Below are 15,956 nucleotides of genomic sequence, written 5' to 3'. Positions count from 1 at the left end.
TAAAATTTAACTTTACTAAACTAATATATTTTTTATATATTTTTACGATATAATTTAATATTTTAATCAATCTATATCATTATTACATATCGATAGTTTTTACCATTCAGATTATCTGCATAAGAATAGACTTCCAAAAATACATCACCATAACTATAAGTAAGTGTTTTTAAGTTAATAAATGCTACCAAAACGCACAGATTGCTTATGGCATGAACCATGTCAAATAAATTAGGAAAATCATATCCTTTTATATTATAAAAAATAATAACAGGCACATTTTAGACAAACTTTCAATAGCTTAATGTAATTAGATTATTAATCAATTTATGAAATGGATAATCATATTATATTCACCTAAAATGAATGATTAAGTCCCGGGGCTTTATTTGTCATAGATAAATCATCCTGTCTGATGGAGGACACTATTATGTATAAACATAAAGTGAGAAATATGACTTTAGCCACTACAATAATTGCCGCTTTGTTTAATGGTGCCTGGGCTCATGGTTATATTGATAGTCCAGGAAGTCGTGCATTCCTTTGTTCTGCTCAGGGAAATAAACAAAATACGGATTGTGGGTTGGTTAAATATGAACCTCAGTCTCTTGAAGCTAAAAAAGGCTTCCCACAAGCAGGTCCAGAAGATGGTCACATTGCCAGCGCTGGCATTGGTCACTTTGGGGAGTTGGATGTCCAAACAGAAGATCGCTGGAAAAAAATCCCTATTACTACCGGTAATATTGAGTTCAAATGGGAAATTGTCATTAAACACAAAACTGCGAGCTGGGAATATTTTATTACCAAACCAAACTGGGATCCCAATAAGCCTTTAACCAGAGAGCAATTTAATAGTACACCTTTCTGTTTTGAGGATTACCAGGAGAAAATGCCAGGGAATCAAGTTATTAATAAATGTACCTTACCAGAAGGATATCAAGGTTATCACGTTATACTGGGTGTTTGGACTGTCGCAGATACTCTTAACGCATTTTATCAAGTCATTGATACAACAATTAATCCTGCCTGATATTTAGTACATATTATATAATAATTTGGGAACAGCAGGGTGCTGTTCCTTTTAAGAGAGCATAAAAAAGTGTGAGGTGTAGCATGAGTTTTTTTGACGAGTTGAAAGCATCCCTCGAAGAAGCAGTTGCAATTAAACAAGGTAATAAAGCCGCAGAGCGTGTGACTCGATACGAAGTTGCCGACGTTAAAGCTATCCGTGCTCAACTGAATATTTCACAGGCTTAGCTATCATCCAAGACAATCCTAATTTCTATAAGGCTCTGGCTACGCATTGATTAGCAGTTGTGTCTCCAAGCACAACACCTGTAATCAGCCCAAAATAATATGAGGCACGCATAACGATGTATCCTTCGTGATTAAGCCAACATCTTCTCTCACCGATAAACCAGCCGGTCTGTCATTAATGAGCCAGCTACCAATAAGAACGTGGTTATCACCGAACTTTGGCAATGGGGTATATTGTTGTACGATATAACCTTCTTCCCCATAAGGCCCACCGACTTTCTCAATTATCTTGCCATCTTTGTGAATACTGATATTTGATCCTTCACGGCTAAATATTGGCTTTATTACGTAATGGGTCAGGCGTTTAGCTTTTGGGTCATCAGCAAAGTAAGATTCAAGCAGGTTTGGATGTTCTGGGAACATTTCCCAAAGCAACGGTAAGATTGATTTGTTCGAGGTGATGCACTTCCACATTGGCTCAAGCCAGTTAACGCCAGCAGTTGCCAGGTGTTGAGCATACTCTTCGCGAAACATGAACTCCCACGGGTAGAGTTTGAATATAGAGTCGATGATCTTACGATTGTTGTCCGTAAACTTACCGCATTCACTCAGGCCAATATCTTCAACATAGACAAATTCTGTGTGAATACCGGCATCTTTGGCACAATCAGCCATGTACTCAACCGTACCCCTGTCCTCTTCTGTATCCTTGCAACATGCAAAGTGAAGTGTGTTGAATGGCAGGAGCGGTTTAAGTTCATAGAAGCGATCCACAAGCAACTCTTGTAATAAGTTGAACTGGTCCGCGGAACGTGGCACTTCGCCACGGTCAACTTTGTCTTCCAGCCACAGCCAGCTAAAGAAGCCAAGTTCATAGATCGAAGTCGGCGTATCCGAGTTGAACTCTAATAATTTCGCCGGATTTTTACCGTCGTAGGCAAAATCGAGTCGGCTATAAAGGCTCGGATCTTGGCGTTCCCAGGATTCACGAACCAACGGCCACATTGTCTCTGGAATTTGGAATTTAGCCATCAGTTTGTCGCTGCTAACCACTCGCTCTACCGCTTGCAGGCTCAACTGGTGGATTTCTTCCGTCGGATCTTCGATGTGTTCCTCAATCTGCCTGAGAGTGAACTGATAGTAACGGTCTTCCGTCCAGTACGGTTCATCATCAATTGTGTGGAAACCAAAACCAAATTCTTTTGCACGCACTTTCCAATCATGGCGTGGTGTCGTTGGGATCTGTAGCATTACTTTGACCTCCCGATACTTCTTGTCATCCTGAATTAGATGTCAAAGCTGATTAACCACCCCAGCTTGATCTGGCTGAGGATGTTGAGCCAAAACCACCTTTAGACTTGGTGGTTGCAATGGGTTTATTGTAGTCAGGGAACCGGATGAAACCGTCCTTAGAGCGAGTTGAAGAGCTGATACCAGCGCCACCGTAATAGCCTGTTTCAGATTGCTGTTCCCTCTCACGATTTAGGCGTTCTCTATACATTCTTTCCCTATACACATTATCTCTGTTCTTGAGCAATTCAGATGCAATATAAGCAGTCCCTATAGTGCCTAGCGTCGAGTTCATACCCGCAGAGGCATTTGCTGTTCCCGGAGAGATTTCTTGCTTAGTTGGCAAGCGGACGGTTGCCAATGGATGCAAATAACGCGGGTTCATTTCGAACTGGATATTGTCCATATCTGAGTAAGAGCCAATCACCTTACCATCAGCGAAAAACAGATTGCCGTACAGGTCGCTATAGCTTGATGTTGAAGTGAATATGGGTTGGTAGAATACATTGCGATATTTGTCAGAAATGTTGTGCTCATTGAAATGCTCAGGCTTTACATCCGCCATCATGAAGGCAGCCATCTTTGGCCGGTAACCAAGCTTGCCCGGCATTTCTTCACACTCGCCGTACTCAAGTTTGCACATGGCTTCTTGTCTGAACTTCTGCGATGTCCGATCTGCTTCACGCAATGCGGCTTTATACGTGGTTTCACATTCAGCAACAATCGTATTCTGTGGATCGTTTTGACAAGCTGCCAGGTCCTTGTAGAGCTTGATTGACAGTTCATCCGTCGATTGACCACAGCCCACTATCGAACCAACACTGAGCGCTAGCGAAGTAAGTGAAAAAGTACGCCAATATTTACGCTTACTTTCAATGTTGATGCCGGTGCTGCGCATTCTGCGCTTTTTATTCTCGTTCGTCATACAACCTCTGAATTAGTAAGTCATACAAGCTGCGTTTAGAAGGCCAACAGAGATTGAAACTGAGGCCAGAACGACAGCGGCAGGGATCTCATTGTTTTCAATGCGAGATACAATTTTTGGCATCATAAATATACGAACGATGAAGAAACCAGCAATTTGCGCCAGTAGTGCAACAACACCCCACATCACGAAATCAGTCACGCCTACCGAATTGCTTGCTGCACTTGCAATTGCGATGGTATAACCTACCATAGCGCCACCTAGCGATACTGCGGCTGCCATGTTCTTTTCTTCCTTGATCAACTTCCATTCATCCTGTGGAGTAACCATTACATAGATGAATTTGAATACAATGAAGAAAACAAGCGCCAGACCAAAACACAATCCAAAGTTGGTTATGCTGTTAATAAATTGAGTTAAAGCCTGTTCTTCATTTGCGAGTGTAATCATTTATGCCACCACTTTAAAATCTGTTTGGTTAAGTTGAATACCGGTGCTTTTTACCATCAGCCTGTCTAAGCTGCTGCCTACAATCTTCTCTTCACCTACAATCAACAGCTCTTCTGTTCTGTTATCTGAAACCTGGCGAGTGTAAAGCATCATGAATTGGTCAGTTTCAGTAACGGTACCGTTCTGATGGTAGGTTTTCTCAGTAACAACGACGGGTTTCGTGTTGTCCCACAACCGGGAAAACTTGGTACCGTCGAGGTCATATTGCCCGTTTGGTGTAACGATACCGCTTTCAATCAGCGCATCCCACTGAGTTTGGACGTCGATCGGTTTGGTTTCGTAGAAGTACCAAAGACTCACCTCTCTCACCCCATCATCACTCGCGTTTTCTTGAAGCACCTGGAGGTAACCTTCATCATCGGTGTAGTAGCGAACCAAACGTACGTTATCGCCAAGATCGACAACACCGACGGAGCATATAAGCTGAGTTGAAGCAGCGTTTTCGATGGTAAGGTCAGACTCGATCAGTTTTAGTATAAGCGGGTCTATCTCAAGTGCACCGCCAATACGCAAACCCAATACTTCCGGTACCTTCGGACCCATTGGCATCACTTCCTTGCCGTTAAATGCTCTCTTAAACGCCTTAGCGATTTTGGAAAACATAGAAATATCCTTTGAATTTATAGAAGAAGATCCTGCTTAAGAAGCAGGATCTTGATTTAACAATCAGGAGGATTACTTGCCAAGAATACGGGCAAGTTCATCTTCTGCGGACGCGGAATTTGAGGTAATGCCCGCCTCTTTAAGCTTTCTGTCCAAGTCGCTTGAAGTAGCGCTATCGTGAAGCTCTTGTTGAGCCTCAAACTGAGCCGCTTTCTCGGCCTGACGCGCTTTAATGCGTTCAAGCGAATCAAGAGCAGTAGATGTTTTTGACGACGCGCCGATTACAGAGTTATGGGTTGCAGCCTGTGCTTTCTGTACTTGTTCTGTCGCCTTAACAAGGTCAACCTGATTCTCAAGCTGAGACACTTTTTCTTTAGCTTCTTGCACAGTACGGCGGTGGGTAGCTTCAGTCGCCTTGAAAGCGTCCAGCTGTGATTGTCCTGTTTCCAGTTCGCCACGTAGGTTCGCAACTTTCTGAGCACATTCCAGAGCAAGCCCATTGTCACCTTTATTAGCAGCGGAGCGAGCGTGCCCTTCGTATTCAACGATGCTGGTTTTGAGAGCTGAAACCTTTTGCTCTGCCATTTTGCGTTTAGCGATAATACTAATCAGGCTGTCATCAGCACGGCGGATTTCTGTTTTGGCTTCACGAATTTCCTGATCAAGAATCGTCAATGCATTCCCGTCAGCCACCGTTTCTACCGCATTATTCACAGTACCTTTGATTGCTTTGAAAAGCTTCTTCCATACACTACTCATTGATATTTACCTTATACTGTTATTTCAGAAACTCAGAATATGCATCAAGAAGTTCATTGATATTAGCGAATAACATAGAGACTTCGATAACAACACTCTCTACTTTTGATTCCGAAGACAGGGCACCAAAAGCGGTATAGTAAGATTGACCATCTACTTCGGTAATTCCAACAGAGGTCAGAGGGATCATCTTATGCGTTTCTAAAATGAACTTATTTAAGGCAGAAGTATCCGAAACATGTTTTTCCGAAAATATTAACGCTTCTACTGTGATTTGTTTTCCACAAATTGCCAGATGCGCCTTAACACCATCTTCATTAGTAATGACAAGACACTCACCTGTTTGCTCTACAGTCCAGTTGTTGTCAGACTTTTTAAGAGCGGTAATTACTTGATTTAATTCCAAGCTATCTACTCCAATAATTTGCGGGGTTTCCAGTAACAATCCATATGTTACGTTCAAGTGATTATAAATTTAGCACTTATTCACTTTAATTTTAACAATTATTGCGTTTAAATAAATAGTAGATCACTTAAGGAATTCAATTTAGTTTGGTTTGAGAGATTTGAACTTTTGTCAACTCAACCACTGAAAGTACGCAATACCAGCCAACAAGCCGTAATGAACAGGATGACAGCAACAACACATTCCATAATGCAACGCTGCCAGGGTTTCGATATGCAGGCCGAAAACCAACGTGAGCTATAAGCCAGGCCGTAGAACCATATGGCCGAGGCCGCAAGCGCGCCCGCCACAAACAAAATCCGATGATTGGCCGGGTAAGGCGCTGCCGTTGATCCCAAGATGACAACAGTTTCCAGCAGCGCTAAAGGATTTAGGAAAGAAAGACCAAGCCCCCGTTTCACCATGTTGAAGGGACGGGTATTTTGTTGCTCGCCAAGGGAAACAATCGCCCCACCCTCGTTCATAGCCCGGCGCCCCGCCTGGAACGTCAGAAATAGCAGGAACATTACGGTGAGTAACGTCAAAGACACCGTAATTCCCCGATTTAATGCAATGATACTTCCAACACCCAACGCACCTGTGATAATCAGGATTACATCGCAAATCACGAAAACTGAAGCGAGCAAACCAACCCGGTCGTTCAACAAGCCAACCCTGAGGATTTCCATGTTTTGAGGGCCAATCGAAACAACAAGCCCTAAGCAAAGAAGAAAACCATTAACTAATGCTAACATAATCTTTCCAAAGTCGTGTTTCGATATTACCCGGTATGCCAAGATTTGCATTGCTGGGTGCATCATCAGGCAGGTTTTCACGAACATCGATAAAACCGGATAATTGTTCATTAATTTTTAACTGTTTCGTCGAGCTTGTTCGTAAATGCTCAGTATCCTCAATTATCAGACTGTTCATAATATTGGCCTTAAAAACACGTTGATACAGTAAATTAACTTGCGGGCAAGTCGCGATGGTACTCCTAAGCATAGGATAAGGAATGTGATTGCACTACTAATGTCATCACAATTATTAAGTAAATTTTTAGTGTTGTAAGGATATTCAGATGTAGACCTTGGAATACGACTGAGGAGCTTGATGTTTGTGTTTTTTGTTCTATAATCAAAAGTATGTTGTAACTAATTTTGTTATTTATATGAGTAAATACTTATCAATTGAAGATTTGAATCGTTGTTTTCACCAGCAAGAAAACAAATTGAGACAGCTACGTGAACTCCTTCACAGCTATTCTTTACTGGCCGCTCATGTGTTTGTTCTGCCTGATGTGGAAAAAGGCAGCGAACATGATCCAATAACAGAAATAACCGTTAATGGAATTTCAGGTAATGAAGCATTAGATTTAGGTTTAAGCCATTATCAGAGGCTGTTTATACACCACAATAATCAAAATATTAGCAGCAAAGCGGCTGTTCGCTTGCCCGGTGTATTATGTTTTTCTGTGGATCAACCGCAATATCACGCTGCTTTAAATTTGATTGAGGAGGTTAATAAGTTAAAAGCAGAACTTGAACACATCGTCACGGTGCAATCAGGTGTGAATAAAGAGCAGCGGTTTGAGTTTGTTCATAATCAATTACATGGGTTGATTACACTAAACGCTTACAGAACAATCACTCCCCTTCTCAATCCTGATTCAGTTCGTTTTGGTTGGGCAAATAAAAACATCATTAATAAAGTCACAAAAAATCAAATTTTGGCGCGTTTGGAGAAAAGCTACAATTCAGGGCGTGCTGTTTCCCCCTATTCCCGGGAACAATGGGCAGAATTTATTGCCAAAGAAATTACCGATATAAAAAAATTGCCGGATGATGTGATTTTAAAAATAAAACGTCCAGTAAAAGTACAACCTATTGCACGGGTCTGGTATACAGAGCAGCAAAAGCAAGTGCAATATGCCTGCCCTCTTCCATTAATTGCGTTTTATGTTAACTGTGGCGGAAACCCGCCAAAGCTCGGCGAATTACCTGATTATGACACCAATGCAATAGTACATCGCTATAAACCCAAAGCTAAACCCTTGGAATTGGTTATTCCAAGACTGCATTTATATCGTGAGATTTAGTACATGACTGTTATTTGACCTATATAGGGGTTTGTGGCGTAACGGAACAGTAAACGCCGTTAAGTAGTCAATTTAAATAGCCAAAACTGGTAAAATTAAACTGTTACTCCTGATTGAATTATTTGTTCTCACCCTCCGAGGCTGACTATGGTAAGCATCAATAATTAGTCTAACCAAATTGACCAGACCAACAAAAATGGTATACTTAAAAGTGTGTATAACAAGAGGTCATTTTATGGAAAAGATTAACATCTACGACGCGAAAACTAACCTGTCCAAAATTGTCCAGGAAGTCGCTCGCACTGGTGAACCAGTGATGATCGCTAAGAATGGTCATACACTGGTTAAAGTCATTGCATACAGAGAAGATAAACCGAAGCGCAAGCTGGGGTTCCTCAAAGGCAAAGGTAGCATTCCCGCCAATTTTGACGATATGAACAGCACCGAAATTGTTGATATGTTTGAAGGAAAATACTCTTAATGGATTTGCTGTTAGATACCAATATTTTGCTGTTCATGGCATATGAACCGCAAAAACTGAAAGGCGATATTGTTGATCTGCTTGAAGATACTGACAAAACTCTTTATTTTAGTGCGGCGTCAATATGGGAAGTGGTCATTAAACGCAATCTGAACAAAGCTGATTTTTCTGTCGATCCCGAACAGTTCAGGGACGGACTGTTTGAGGCTGGTTTGATTGAAATCCCCATAAAAAGCGAGCATACGCTTGTTGTAAGCGATTTACCTGAAAAACTACATAAAGACCCGTTTGATCGGTTAATTGTCGCTCAGGCGAAGCATATCAAAATTCCACTAATCACAAGTGATAGAAAGCTGATAGATTTTGTCAGTGATTACATAACCGTGATCCCTAACAAATAGCCAAAATAAGTATAGCCAACTTGGCCACCGTAAATGAGGTGGCTAAGAATGCAAATCCACGATGTAACTTAGCCGCTTGATTTTTGGCTATTTAAAATGACCGCTTAACGGCGTTTACTGTTCCGTTACTCCTCAACCCCTAGCATGGCGTTATATCGTGATCCTATACCGGCTCATACGTTCGAAATATGTAGAATCAGCGTGAATACACGGGCACGATCAAACGCCTTGATTTTGGTATTGATTCCCGACTGGCAAAAACAAAAGTTACCTAGGGCTACCTTAAAGATGAATAAAGTAAAAACCGGAACACAAGGCTCCGGTTCAAATAGCTAAACAGCGATTACTTCAAGCTGCCAACCATATCTTCAGGACGAACCCACTCATCAAACTCAGCTTCTGTCAGATAACCCAGTTTCATTGCAGATTGTTTCAAAGTCAGCCCTTCTTTATGCGCTTTCTTGGCAATTTCTGCGGCTTTGTCATAACCGATATGGGTATTCAGCGCCGTGACCAGCATCAGCGATTCATTCAGCAACTGCGTAATACGATCGCGGTTAGGCTCAATACCTACAGCGCAATGCCCATTGAAGCTGCGCATACCATCAGCCAGCAGGCGAACAGATTGCAGGAAGTTATCAATAACCATCGGACGGAACACGTTCAACTCAAAGTTGCCAGACGCACCACCAATATTGATAGCAACATCATTACCCATCACTTGGGCGCAAAGCATAGTGACCGCTTCACACTGAGTCGGGTTAACTTTGCCCGGCATGATTGAGCTGCCTGGCTCGTTTTCAGGAATTGAAATTTCACCGATGCCACAACGAGGGCCAGAAGCCAACCAGCGAACGTCGTTGGCAATTTTCATCATGGATGCAGCCAGACCTTTCAATGCACCGTGAGAATGAACCAGAGCATCACAGGTAGCCAGTGCTTCAAATTTATTTGGTGCGGTAACAAATGGATGGCGGGTAAATTCAGCCAGCTTTTTAGCAACACGCACAGCATATTCAGGATGGGTATTCAGACCAGTACCAACAGCCGTTCCGCCCAATGCCAGTTCACAAACATGTGGAATACTGTCTTCGATGTGTTTCAGGTTATGCGTCAACATAGCCACCCAACCCGAAATTTCCTGACCAAGGGTCAATGGCGTCGCGTCTTGCAGGTGAGTACGACCAATTTTAACAATATCCTTATAAGCTTCAGCTTTATCAGCCAATGTTTTTTGTAATACTTTCAGCTCAGGGATAAGGTGCTCACGCAGTGCGATAACGGCGGCAACATGCATTGCTGTTGGGAAAACGTCGTTCGAACTCTGGCTCTTATTCACATCATCATTAGGATGGATAAGGCGTTCACCGCCCCGCACCCCGCCAAGGATCTCGCTACCACGGTTCGCCAACACTTCGTTCATATTCATGTTACTTTGTGTTCCGGAACCGGTCTGCCAGATAGCAAGAGGAAATTCTGTTGGATGTTTACCTTCCAGCACTTCTTTCGCGGCAGCGATAATTGCGTCACCACGTTCTTTCGGCAGAAGGCCCAAATCCATATTCACACTGGCCGCAGCCTGTTTGGTCAACGCAAGAGCATGGATCAATGCAACAGGCATTTTCTCCTGCGAAATGCGGAAATGCTCCAGTGAACGTTGAGTTTGCGCTCCCCATAATTGGTCAGCAGGTACTTCGATAGGCCCCATTGAGTCTTTTTCAATGCGAGTGGCTGCCATTATTACTATCTCCTTAACACACAGAATAATCGAATATGCATAACCAGCCTTTGCAGATAAACTGATTGGCATTCCACTATCATGCCACATATTAGTTCCTGATTATGCCGACCAAGTCGTGTTTATCGTATTGTGGCATGAAGGAAATAGATTGATTTTTTAAAAAGAGAGCAACGACCATGTTGAAGATGATAAATCAAATCCAACACTATTCATGGGGGAGTAAAACCGCCCTGACTCATATTTATGGTGTTGAAAATCCAGATGATCTGCCAATGGCTGAATTATGGATGGGTGCCCATCCTAAAAGCAGTTCGATTGTGGTAGATCCCGAAACGGGAAAACCAGTTGCTTTAAATGAATTAATAGCCAGTGATCCGGAAAAATATCTGGGGAAAAAGGTTTCGGATAGATTTCACCGTTTACCGTTCTTATTTAAAGTGTTGTGCGCAGCTCAACCTCTCTCTATTCAGGTTCACCCTGATAAAATATCCGCCGAAGAAGGTTTTACCAAAGAGAATAGCGCCGGTATTCCACTGGACTCACCTGAAAGAAATTACAAAGATGATAACCATAAGCCCGAATTGGTTTATGCCCTGACGCCTTTTCGGGCAATGAATGGGTTCCGTCCATTAAACGAAATCACGCAATTATTGGAAGTGGTTACCGCTGCGCATCCCAAGATTCAGTTTTTCATTCAGAAACCAGACGAACAGAATCTTGCATTTTTATTTTCCCAATTACTCCATATGAGAGGTAAACAAAAACAGCTGGCGCTTGGTGTATTAAAATCAGCATTAAACAGCCGTATTGGCGAACCGTGGGATACCATTAAAAAAATGACGGAGTTTTATCCTGACGACAATGGCCTGTTTACCCCACTTTTACTCAATGTTATTGAACTTGAACCCGGCCAGGCGATGTTTTTATGCGCCCGTACACCTCACGCTTATCTGGAAGGTGTTGCCCTTGAGGTTATGGCAAATTCAGATAATGTCCTGCGGGCGGGTTTGACCAATAAACATATGGATATTCCTGAGTTAATGGCAAACCTTGATTTTGTATCAAAACCAATAAACACATTATTAACCCTGCCAAAACAACAAAAAACAGTGCAAAACTTCCCTGTTCCTGTCAATGATTTCGCATTTTCTGTTTATTCTTTATCAGAACAGCCAATTATTCTTGAAAATGATTCAGCATCGATTGTTTTTTGTATTGAAGGTCAAACAGTTATACAATCTGGAGAACACCAATTAAACATTTTCCCAGGTGAATCAGTATTTATCTCTGCGGCAGAAAAAGTTGTGATTATTCACGGTGATGGTTTTACCGCCCGGGTTTTTAATCAATAATGCGGATCTGGGTTTAAAGCTTAATTCATAGGCTGTTAAAACGCGACGTAAATTCCAAGCGGTGTTAACGGCCATTTTTATAGGAAGAGAGTGCATATTTACCTGCTAGATATGCACTAAGAGGATAGATTTACATTATGAAAAAATCGTTAGTGGCAGTAGGCGTTATTGTTGCCTTGAGTGCAGCCTGGACTGGGGCTTCATGGTATACAGGTAAACAAATCGAACAACGTATCGGCCAATCAGTTTCCCACGCAACTGCTGAATTGGAAAAAGCATTCCCTGAAACGGGTCTGGTACTACAGAGTAAAGATTTCCATCGCGGGATATTCAGTTCTGATGTGCGGCTTGTCTTGACGGTTAAAGATGGCGTTAAAAACGCAGAAATCAAGCCAGGTGAAGAGATTTCAATTAAGTCTGTGATTGATCACGGTCCTTTCCCGCTGGCACAAGTGAAGAAATTGACACTTATTCCTAGCATGGCTTCCGTTCATTCCGAACTGGAAAATAACAAAGCGTTAAAACCACTATTCGAAGTGACTAAGGGAAAATCCCTGTTCGCTGCTGATTCCCGTGTTAGTTACAGCGGTTCTGTTATTTCCGATGTGGATATCATCCCCGTCGATTTTGAACAAAATGGTGCTAAATTCAATTTTTCCGGTGCCAAATTGACTTCAGATCTCAGTCGTGATCTGAAAGAGGTATTACTGGCAATAAAGAGTGACCAACTGACCATCAATAAAAACAACGAAAATTTCGTTGTTAAAGGAATTGATTTAAACCTGTCCAACAAAAAAGGCAAATTTGATATCTATATTGGTGATCAAAACATCAACATTCGGGAAATCAGCCTGAAAGGGATCGGCAATGAAGATATGGTTCTTTCCGGTGTTAAGATAAATTCAAACATCGGTGAAGACGAAACTAATCTGAAAGGGAAAGTCACTTATAGCTTAGACAGCCTCAAACTGAAAAATACCGATTTCGGTTCAGGGAAATTTGCTATTACAGCGGATCGTCTGGATGGTGAATCTGTTCGTAAGTTTACCCAAGCATATAATGATGCTACCGCTAAATCCCTCGCGTCCGGTGATCTCTCTTCCGATGCTACAAACGCGGCCATTATTGACGCCGTTTTTTCTAACTTTCCTATCCTGCTGAAAAACAATCCACAATTTGGTATCGAGCCACTGACCTGGAAAAATACCAAAGGTGAAAGTAGCATCAATTACAAAGTAAGCCTGAAAAACTTACCAAAAGATAAAAGCAATCTGTCTTCAATGAAAACAGAAGACGCTATCCGCACTTTAATTCAGGATATGTCTTTGAATGTCACCTTACCAAAACCCATGATGACTGAGTTCGCAACCCAGGCAAGGATGATGAATGGTATGGATAAAGCGAAAGCTGAAGATGATGCGGCAAAACAGATAGAACAGTTTGAACAATTCGGCCAACTGTTTAAAATCACCACTGTTGATAAAGATGCCATCAGCATTAAATTTAACTATGCAGACGGTAATGTCGAAATGAACGGTAAGAAAATGCCCTTACATCAGTTCATGTCTGAATATAATTTAGCCGACTCTTCTGATGATGAGGCAACGCCAGAGCAAATAATGCCAGAAAGCGATACTCACAATAGTAAAAAGGTACAAATAGAAGGTACTGTGAAGCCTGCGCAATAAAACGGCTATAAACGCTTTTGTTAAATTGCCAGTCAACCAATTTGACTGGCTTTTTTATATAAAAAAGGACCTGGAATATGATTGACATACAGCTCCCGCTGACAGATTTACACCGCCATCTTGACGGAAATATCCGGCCAGAGACCATTTTAGATCTTGCCCGCCAGCATAATATCCAACTTCCGGCTAATAACCTGGAATCACTGCTTCCCCACGTGCAAATTATTGGCCATGAACCCGATCTCGTCAGCTTTTTGCAAAAATTGGATTGGGGAGTGGCGGTGCTGGCTGATTTGGATGCCTGTCGTCGTGTTGCCATCGAGAATGTTGAAGATGCTGTCAATGCCGGGTTAGATTATGCCGAGTTACGTTTCTCCCCTTATTACATGGCAATGAAGCATCAATTGCCGGTTGAGGGAGTTGTTGAGGCTGTTATTGATGGTATCCATTCTGCCCGTCAAAATAACGATATTGATATTCGTCTTATCGGTATTCTGAGCAGAACGTTTGGTGAACAAGCCTGTACTCAAGAATTGGCGGGTTTGCTGGCTCATCACCAGCATATTACCGCACTGGATCTGGCGGGTGATGAATTAGGCTTCCCCGGCCATCTTTTCCAGTCTCATTTTACCAAAGCCCGTGATACCGGCTGGCAAATAACCGTCCATGCCGGTGAAGCAGCTGGCGCTGAAAGTATCTGGCAGGCTATTCGTGAATTAGGAGCAACGCGGATTGGTCATGGTGTAAAAGCGATTACCGATCCGGCTCTGATGGATTATTTGGTTGAAAACCGTATCGGTATTGAATCCTGTTTAACCTCAAACCTTCAGACCAGTACCGTTAATTCTTTATTGGACCATCCACTGAAACAATTCCTGGAAAAAGGTATTCTTGCTTCTATTAATACAGATGATCCAGCCGTTGAAGGTATCGAAATTCGCCATGAATATGAAGTTGCCGCCCCTGCCGCAGGATTATCTATTGCTCAAATTCGCCAAGCTCAAATTAATGGGCTGGAAATCGCTTTTATCAGTGATGCAGAAAAACAGGAATTAAGAATGAAAGCAGCAAACCGTTAAACATATAAACAGTTCAGGAATGGGGTTTCCATTCCTGATTAGGGTTATTGACTTGGAGTAATCTAACGCTCAATAAAATCAGGTACCAGACTGAATGTACAAGCGATAAACTTTTTCTCATTATTCATTTTAGAATCTTAGAAAATATATCGAATTATTTAAATACAACTTTAACCAACTTATTTGTCATATTTTTAGCATAAATCATATTAATACCCAAACCCTCTAAAGCTAAAATACTAAACAAAACACCCTGCCAACGTTCTCTTCACCGGGTGATGGTGAATCTCATTTACTATCGTGTTGCATTTGTGTCCTTATGGTCTTATTCTTATCTTTAGAGGTAATCAATCGACTGTCTTATGTTTTAGAGGATGAAATAATGACTTCACTTGCAATGAATACACTTACAGCAGTTAAAGCACTCAAAGCATCGGGTTTTAACGATGAGCAGTCTGAAAAAATCGTTGAAGTTATTGCAGAACTGCAAAACACAAGCGCCGCCACCAAAGCAGATCTGACAGCTGCTACCGAAAGCATTAAAACCGATATTAATACTATAAAAACAGATTTAGATTGGATGAAAAAACTGATATTAGCCGTTGGTATTGCTGTTGTCATCGCGGCATTGAAATATATCTTTATCGGTTAAAGATGGCAAGAGTATGCGAATAGTGTAGTAATAGAAAAATTTCAGCACAACGACTATTTAGTGCTCATTATGTAGAATCCGTCGGGGCTAAAAACTACATACGCTACAGGCCTAAGTGGTTGCATGATCCATAGAGGAGGAGCAAGAGTGGGGCTATATATGGTTTTTAAATATGACAGGTTCGAAACTATGAAAAATCTATTTGTTATTATGATGCTCCTCTCCGCAATAGCCGGATGTTCCGATAAAAACAATCAAAACAGGCTAATTCAAACGAAAGAAGGGTTAAAGTATGAATTTTTATCCGGTGACAAATTTATCTTAACTCAAGCGTGTACAGATCAAATTGATTATTTAGGATCACATAATGGAATGAATAATGAGTTATCAGTCGTAATGAAAAAAGATAAACCCTGTTTTCCTCGATTTAATGCTCTAATCAATAAAAACATTGGAACCCAAATGACAGTATCATTCAACGGTATTCCTATGTTCACAACGACTATTCAAACCTCTTTATCTCCTTCGTTTAGAATGGGGGCAAATGATAAAAAACAAGCCATTAGTATTGTGAACACATTAAAAAATTAGATTGGTTGCTCTAATCTGACAGAGAGGTTTCCTGATAGTTGAGGCGTTACAACCATCCCCTACAGGAAGGATATCTTGTAACAC

General features: G+C 41.6%; 18 protein-coding genes and 1 pseudogene. 10 read left to right on the top strand and 9 right to left on the bottom strand.

Going from position 1 to position 15,956, the window contains the following annotated elements; translation table 11 throughout:
• The first annotated feature begins 430 nt into the window (after positions 1-430).
• Together PTE_RS12960 and nadS are read left to right on the top strand one after the other, a co-directional pair.
• Positions 431-1,030, top strand: coding sequence for a lytic polysaccharide monooxygenase (locus PTE_RS12960; protein ID WP_036847155.1), 600 nt, complete (start codon positions 431-433; stop codon positions 1,028-1,030).
• An 83-nt stretch (positions 1,031-1,113) separates the two neighbouring features.
• Positions 1,114-1,254 (top strand): annotated as a pseudogene (gene nadS / locus PTE_RS12955) (NadS family protein); the annotation flags it as partial.
• Between the two features lie 87 nt (positions 1,255-1,341).
• On the opposite strand, the gene PTE_RS12950 reads toward nadS, so the two are convergent.
• The 8 genes from PTE_RS12950 to PTE_RS12915 form a co-directional block, all read right to left on the bottom strand.
• On the bottom strand, positions 1,342-2,508 hold the full coding sequence (locus PTE_RS12950; protein WP_036847154.1) for a glutathionylspermidine synthase family protein: 1,167 nt from the start codon (positions 2,506-2,508) through the stop codon (positions 1,342-1,344).
• Between the two features lie 52 nt (positions 2,509-2,560).
• Positions 2,561-3,472, bottom strand: coding sequence for a DUF1190 domain-containing protein (locus PTE_RS12945; RefSeq protein WP_036847153.1), 912 nt, complete (start codon positions 3,470-3,472; stop codon positions 2,561-2,563).
• A gap of 12 nt (positions 3,473-3,484) precedes the next feature.
• Positions 3,485-3,922 carry a DUF350 domain-containing protein gene (locus PTE_RS12940; protein WP_036847152.1) on the bottom strand — a complete coding sequence of 146 codons (438 nt, stop codon included), beginning with the start codon at positions 3,920-3,922 and terminating at the stop codon, positions 3,485-3,487.
• Complete coding sequence (locus tag PTE_RS12935; RefSeq protein WP_071992981.1) at positions 3,923-4,585, bottom strand: YjfK family protein; 663 nt, start codon at positions 4,583-4,585, stop codon at positions 3,923-3,925. It lies immediately after the preceding gene.
• Between the two features lie 72 nt (positions 4,586-4,657).
• Entirely contained in the window at positions 4,658-5,344 is a 687-nt protein-coding gene (locus PTE_RS12930; RefSeq protein WP_036847151.1) for a PspA/IM30 family protein, read from the bottom strand.
• Positions 5,345-5,363: 19 nt separating this feature from the next.
• Entirely contained in the window at positions 5,364-5,750 is a 387-nt protein-coding gene (locus PTE_RS12925; protein WP_081738223.1) for a DUF2170 family protein, read from the bottom strand.
• A 176-nt stretch (positions 5,751-5,926) separates the two neighbouring features.
• The gene (locus PTE_RS12920) at positions 5,927-6,544 is read right to left on the bottom strand and encodes a LysE/ArgO family amino acid transporter (protein WP_036847150.1); all 618 of its coding nucleotides are present in this window, start codon (positions 6,542-6,544) and stop codon (positions 5,927-5,929) included.
• Positions 6,528-6,722 carry a hypothetical protein gene (locus PTE_RS12915; protein ID WP_036847149.1) on the bottom strand — a complete coding sequence of 65 codons (195 nt, stop codon included), beginning with the start codon at positions 6,720-6,722 and terminating at the stop codon, positions 6,528-6,530. Before PTE_RS12915 ends, PTE_RS12920 begins: the two co-directional genes overlap by 17 nt.
• 238 nt (positions 6,723-6,960) lie before the next feature.
• On the opposite strand from PTE_RS12915, the gene tus reads away from it, so the two are divergent.
• The 3 genes from tus to PTE_RS12900 all read left to right on the top strand — a co-directional run bounded on the left by tus (position 6,961) and on the right by PTE_RS12900 (position 8,769).
• Positions 6,961-7,887 carry a DNA replication terminus site-binding protein gene (gene tus, locus PTE_RS12910; protein ID WP_036848305.1) on the top strand — a complete coding sequence of 309 codons (927 nt, stop codon included), beginning with the start codon at positions 6,961-6,963 and terminating at the stop codon, positions 7,885-7,887.
• A 235-nt stretch (positions 7,888-8,122) separates the two neighbouring features.
• Positions 8,123-8,368: a type II toxin-antitoxin system Phd/YefM family antitoxin gene (locus PTE_RS12905; RefSeq protein WP_036847148.1), complete on the top strand. Its 246-nt coding sequence runs from the start codon at positions 8,123-8,125 to the stop codon at positions 8,366-8,368.
• Positions 8,368-8,769, top strand: coding sequence for a type II toxin-antitoxin system VapC family toxin (locus tag PTE_RS12900; protein WP_036847147.1), 402 nt, complete (start codon positions 8,368-8,370; stop codon positions 8,767-8,769). Before PTE_RS12905 ends, PTE_RS12900 begins: the two co-directional genes overlap by 1 nt.
• A 343-nt stretch (positions 8,770-9,112) precedes the next feature.
• Here PTE_RS12900 and fumC read toward each other — a convergent pair whose 3' ends face one another.
• Positions 9,113-10,507: a class II fumarate hydratase gene (gene fumC, locus PTE_RS12895; protein ID WP_036848302.1), complete on the bottom strand. Its 1,395-nt coding sequence runs from the start codon at positions 10,505-10,507 to the stop codon at positions 9,113-9,115.
• Between the two features lie 179 nt (positions 10,508-10,686).
• Here fumC and manA point away from each other — a divergent pair, with 179 nt between their 5' ends.
• The 5 genes from manA (at position 10,687) to PTE_RS12870 (ending at position 15,872) form a co-directional block, all read left to right on the top strand.
• Positions 10,687-11,862 carry a mannose-6-phosphate isomerase gene (gene manA / locus PTE_RS12890; protein ID WP_036847146.1) on the top strand — a complete coding sequence of 392 codons (1,176 nt, stop codon included), beginning with the start codon at positions 10,687-10,689 and terminating at the stop codon, positions 11,860-11,862.
• A gap of 137 nt (positions 11,863-11,999) precedes the next feature.
• Positions 12,000-13,550, top strand: a complete 1,551-nt coding sequence (locus tag PTE_RS12885; protein WP_036847145.1) for a YdgA family protein — start codon at positions 12,000-12,002, stop codon at positions 13,548-13,550.
• 77 nt (positions 13,551-13,627) lie between these two features.
• Positions 13,628-14,629, top strand: a complete 1,002-nt coding sequence (add, locus tag PTE_RS12880) for an adenosine deaminase (protein WP_036847144.1) — start codon at positions 13,628-13,630, stop codon at positions 14,627-14,629.
• Between the two features lie 382 nt (positions 14,630-15,011).
• Complete coding sequence (locus PTE_RS12875) at positions 15,012-15,281, top strand: CCDC90 family protein (RefSeq protein ID WP_036847143.1); 270 nt, start codon at positions 15,012-15,014, stop codon at positions 15,279-15,281.
• Positions 15,282-15,404: 123 nt separating this feature from the next.
• Positions 15,405-15,872: a hypothetical protein gene (locus tag PTE_RS12870; RefSeq protein WP_131601502.1), complete on the top strand. Its 468-nt coding sequence runs from the start codon at positions 15,405-15,407 to the stop codon at positions 15,870-15,872.
• Positions 15,873-15,956: the final 84 nt, after the last annotated feature.

The organism is Photorhabdus khanii NC19 (assembly GCF_000517265.1).
Classification (GTDB): domain Bacteria; phylum Pseudomonadota; class Gammaproteobacteria; order Enterobacterales; family Enterobacteriaceae; genus Photorhabdus; species Photorhabdus khanii.
Note: the sequence above shows the minus strand (reverse complement) of the source record. Positions and strands in the feature narration are given on the sequence as shown.